The 2,043-nt window shown below is 72.2% G+C and carries 3 protein-coding genes; all 3 read right to left on the bottom strand.

Annotated features, from left to right (window positions below; translation table 11 throughout):
* Window positions 1-39 precede the first annotated feature (39 nt).
* Window positions 40-363, bottom strand: a complete 324-nt coding sequence (locus ACFRQN_RS40685; RefSeq protein ID WP_143204483.1) for a hypothetical protein — start codon at window positions 361-363, stop codon at window positions 40-42.
* A 145-nt stretch (window positions 364-508) separates the two neighbouring features.
* Window positions 509-1,087, bottom strand: coding sequence for an aminoacyl-tRNA hydrolase (gene pth / locus ACFRQN_RS40680; protein ID WP_074001289.1), 579 nt, complete (start codon window positions 1,085-1,087; stop codon window positions 509-511).
* Between the two features lie 108 nt (window positions 1,088-1,195).
* Window positions 1,196-1,783: a 50S ribosomal protein L25/general stress protein Ctc gene (locus ACFRQN_RS40675; RefSeq protein WP_049653621.1), complete on the bottom strand. Its 588-nt coding sequence runs from the start codon at window positions 1,781-1,783 to the stop codon at window positions 1,196-1,198.
* Window positions 1,784-2,043: the final 260 nt, after the last annotated feature.

Below are 2,043 nucleotides of genomic sequence, written 5' to 3'. Positions count from 1 at the left end.
GTGTCCCGTCGGGGACACCGGCCCTCGGCCGTGAGGTTCCTACTCCGCGGTCTCGCCCGCGCGCTTGCGCTTCAGCCACAGCGCCGCGCCGCCGGCCGCCACCACCAGGCCGCCGCCGACCGCCAGCAGCCCCGCGTCGGGGCCCATCGAGTCGCCGAGCACCGGGCCGAACTGCGCCGCCGCCGGCTCCGGGGAGACCGCCGGGTCCGACTCGGCGACCGGCTCCGCGTGCGCCACCGCACCGCCCGACAGCAGGACGCCGGCCACCCCCAGCGCACCGGCCGTACCGACCCGCCGGCCGAGCCGCCTCAGCTCGACCCCCCGGCTCCACCGCACTCGGCGGTCCGGACGCAATTCCCGCATCGAGAACTCCCCAGGACTCGTTCGCGTACCAGGCCGACGCTATCCGATCCCGCACAGGTTTCTCACACCGATTCAGGTTTGACGGGCCAAGCGTTGTACGACCGTTGCGTACCCCGCGCAGGGTCCTGACGGATGGTCAGGAGGCTCAGGAGTTGTACGTCCCCTGGGCCCGCTCCAGCCCCTCGGACAGCAGCGCCTCCACCGCGTCCGCCGAGCGGTCCACGAACCACTCCAGCTCCTTGCGCTCGGTCGCGGAGAAGTCCTTCAGCACGAAGTCCGCGACCTCCATCCGGCCCGGCGGACGGCCGATCCCGCAGCGCACCCGGTGGTAGTCCGGGCCCAGCGACTTGGTGATCGACTTCAGCCCGTTGTGGCCGTTGTCGCCGCCGCCCAGCTTCAGCCGCAGCGTCGCGTAGTCGATGTCCAGCTCGTCGTGGACGGCGACCAGCGCCGAGGCCGGCGCCTTGTAGAAGTCGCGCAGCGCCGTCACCGGCCCGCCGGAGAGGTTCATGAAGGACATCGGCTTGGCCAGCACCACCCGCCTGCCCGCCAGCCGTCCCTCGGCCACCTGCGCCCGGCTCTTGTGCGCCTTGAACCTGGCACCCATCCGCTGCGCCAGCAGGTCCACCACCATGAAGCCGATGTTGTGCCGGTTCCGGGCGTACTGCTCCCCGGGGTTGCCCAGCCCGACCACCAGCCACGGGCCCTCGTACTCGTCCGCCATGCCGTCCTTCCTCTCCTTCGCGCTCGTCGTCATCATCCCGGACACGCCGCTGCCCCGGGCGCTCCGACGGGAGCGACCGGGGCAGCGGTCCGACTAACGGGGCGAGGCTCAGGCCTCGGTGCCCTCGGCCTCGGCGGCCTCGTCCTCGGCCGGGGCGGCCTGGGCGCCGATGACCTGCAGCACGACGGCGTCGGCGTCGACGGCCAGGGTGACGCCGGCCGGCAGGACGATGTCCTTGGCGTGGATGGCCGCGCCGGCCTCCAGGCCCTCGACCGAGACGGTGACCGACTCGGGCAGGTGGGTGGCCTCGGCCTCGATCGGGAGCGCGTTCAGGACGTGCTCCAGCAGGTTGCCGCCGGCGGCCAGCTCGCCCTCGGTGTGGACCGGAATCTCGACGGTGACCTTCTCGCCGCGCTTGACCAGCAGCAGGTCGACGTGCTCGATGGTGCGCTTGATGGCCTCGCGCTGGACGGCCTTCGGCAGGACGTACTCGTCCTTGCCCTCGATCGGGACGACCAGCAGGGCGTTCGGGGTCTTCAGGGCCATCATCAGGTCGTGGCCGGGCAGGTTCAGGTGAACCGGGGCGTGGCCGTGGCCGTAGACGACACCGGGGACGAAGCCGGCGCGGCGGGCGCGACGGGCGGCACCCTTGCCGAACTCGGAACGGGTCTCAGCGGCAATACGGATCTCGGACACGACTGCACTCCTCGTGGAAATGGCGCGGGGGTGCAGGCAATGCGAAAACCGCCGGGACCACACCCTCAGTACGTTCGGGGGTCACTCGGCGGCAACGGCCTGCCGGTGGACGGGAGTCCGGCACCGGCAGCGCGTCGATCACGGAGCGGGCACCCGGCAAGCAGGCGCACGGCATCCCTCGCCGAGCAGTTTCACGAGTCTAACCGCACGAGCGGCCTCCCGCGAAATCGGCGGCGGCCCCGGTCCGACCGGACCGGGGC

Source organism: Kitasatospora sp. NPDC056800 (genome assembly GCF_042789775.1).
In the GTDB taxonomy this organism is placed as follows: Bacteria; Actinomycetota; Actinomycetes; order Streptomycetales; family Streptomycetaceae; genus Kitasatospora.
Note: the sequence above shows the minus strand (reverse complement) of the source record. Positions and strands in the feature narration are given on the sequence as shown.